This is a genomic window from Micromonospora sp. KC213 (assembly GCF_004348325.1).
Lineage (GTDB): Bacteria > Actinomycetota > Actinomycetes > Mycobacteriales > Micromonosporaceae > Micromonospora.
Window position 1 is genome coordinate 1 of the sequence record NZ_SMKF01000328.1, and the last position, 1,914, is coordinate 1,914.

The 1,914-nt window shown below is 75.2% G+C and carries 2 protein-coding genes and 1 pseudogene; all 3 read left to right on the forward strand.

Going from position 1 to position 1,914, the window contains the following annotated elements; all coding sequences use genetic code 11:
- A pseudogene (locus E1166_RS30355) lies at positions 1 to 140 on the forward strand (alpha-1-antitrypsin); the annotation flags it as partial.
- A 2-nt stretch (positions 141 to 142) separates the two neighbouring features.
- Positions 143 to 916, forward strand: coding sequence for a peptidase (locus E1166_RS30360; RefSeq protein WP_132343227.1), 774 nt, complete (start codon positions 143 to 145; stop codon positions 914 to 916).
- A 171-nt stretch (positions 917 to 1,087) separates the two neighbouring features.
- A complete protein-coding gene (locus E1166_RS30365; protein ID WP_132343228.1) occupies positions 1,088 to 1,741 on the forward strand; it encodes a 4'-phosphopantetheinyl transferase superfamily protein in 654 nt (217 codons plus the stop codon).
- The last annotated feature ends 173 nt before the right edge of the window (positions 1,742 to 1,914 follow it).

Genomic DNA, 1,914 nt, shown 5'->3' on the forward strand with positions numbered 1-1,914 from the left:
CCTCCTCCCCCGCCCCGGCCGCGCCCGACCTCTGTCGGGGCTGGGTGCTGCTGGTGTTGCTGACCCTGGCCGGCCTGCTCACCGGTCTGCTCGCCGGCCTGCTCACCCGCTGGTGGGTGGCCACGTGGAGGGAGAACTGAGGATGCGTACCCGGACTGTCCGCACCGGAGCGGCACTGGCCGTCGCCGGGCTGGCCCTGCTGGCCCCGGCCGTACCCGCCTCGGCCGCACCCACCCCCTCACCCGGCGCCACCCCGGTCACCCGGGCCGGCACGTCCTTCCTGACCGCCACCGGTGTCACGGCCGGTCAGCCCGTCCGGGTGGACGCCTCCATCGGCGACCACCTCTACTGGTCGTTCCCCGCCTCGGCCGGCGAGCGGCACGAGATCAGTGCGACGGTGACCTTCCCGAAGGCCCGCGGCGGCGCCTCCACCTGGACGGTGGAGGTCTTCGACGGGCTGCGCCGACGGCAGTCGTGCACGGCCGGGGCGCAGACCCCCACCGTGGACGCCGCCGCCGGCAGTGTGTCGCTCGGCTGCACGCTGCGCCAGGTGCGGTCCTGGGCGGAGCCCTGGTCGGCGGACCCGCTGCCCGGCACCTACTACGTGCGGCTGTCGGTGACCGAGCTGCCCGAGGCCGACCTCGGCCTGCCGGTCGACGTGGACCTGCTGGTCGGCACGGACGGCGAGGGCTCCCGGGACGACGGTGAGCTGAGGGCCCCGCTGGTGCCGAACACGAAGGCGGGCACGCTGGTGGCCGGGGAGCCGACGGCCGCCCCCGACGAGGAGGAGACCGGTTTCTTCGACTGGTTGCCCGACCTCGGCTCGCGGTGGATCTGGAGCTCGGTCGGCGGCGTTCTCGCGGCCGTCGCCGGGGTGGCCGGCTTCGCGCTCACCCGCCGTCCCCGCCGTCCCTGACCCGTCCTGCCGGTGGCCGCCCGCCCGGGTGGCCACCGGCAGGACGGGGACCCTTCGCCGTCGCCCGATTGCGGTACGTTGACCAGCCATGGCGGTCGTGAACCTCTCTGCCCTGACGGGGCACCAGCGCATGGCGCAGCGGGACAGCCGCGTACCGGGAAGGGGTCGGTGATGCGTGACCTGCTGCCGCCCACCGTGTCGGTCGCGGTCGCCGGGCCGGCGGACTGGACCGGGGAGCTGCTGGCGGCCGAACGGTCCGGCCTCGGCGAACGGGCGGTGCAGAGCCGGCGGCGGGACTTCACCGCCGGGCGGGTCTGTGCCCGGCGCGCGCTGACCGGCCTGGGGCTGCCGGCCGTGCCGGTGCCGGCGGCGGCCGACCGTTCGCCGGTCTGGCCCGCCGGCGTGGTCGGCACCATCACCCACACCCGCGACTACTGCGCCGCCGCGGTCGCCCACGCCACCGACGTACGGTCGGTGGGGATGGACGCCGAGCGGCACCGCGACCTCGACCCGGGGGTACGCCGGCTGATCTGCCGCCCCGAGGAGGAGGAACGGCTGGCCCGGCTGCCGGCCGGCACCTGGTGGCCGCTGGTGCTGTTCAGCGCCAAGGAAACCGTCTACAAGGTCTGGCACCCGCTGGTCGGGACCTGGTTGGACTTCCAGGACGCGACTGTCGAGCTGGACCCGCAGACCGGCACGTTCACCGCCCGGATCAACCCGGCCCGGGTGGCGGCGGCGACGGTGTCCGACCCGCCCGCCGTGATCCACGGCCGGTTCGCGGTCGAGGGCGACCTTGTCCGCACGGCGGCGGTGCTGACGCATTGACCGACCGGGCCGGTCCCGGCCCCGAACGGACAGGTCGGACCCGAGACATTCCCGGCTTGCCGGCACCCACTAGCGTCGGGTGGTTCGTGACGTGACCGACGTGCCGAGGAGTACGGTGAGCCAGCCCCAGCCCCCCAACGGGCCGCAGGATCCAAACCAGCCGCCCGTGGACC

What these genes read in the sequence shown, in the direction of transcription:
- E1166_RS30360 (WP_132343227.1), top strand. Translation starts at nt 143, where the DNA reads ATGCGTACCCGGACTGTCCGCACCGGAGCGGCACTGGCCGTCGCCGGG.
- E1166_RS30365 (WP_132343228.1), top strand. Translation starts at nt 1,088, where the DNA reads ATGCGTGACCTGCTGCCGCCCACCGTGTCGGTCGCGGTCGCCGGGCCG.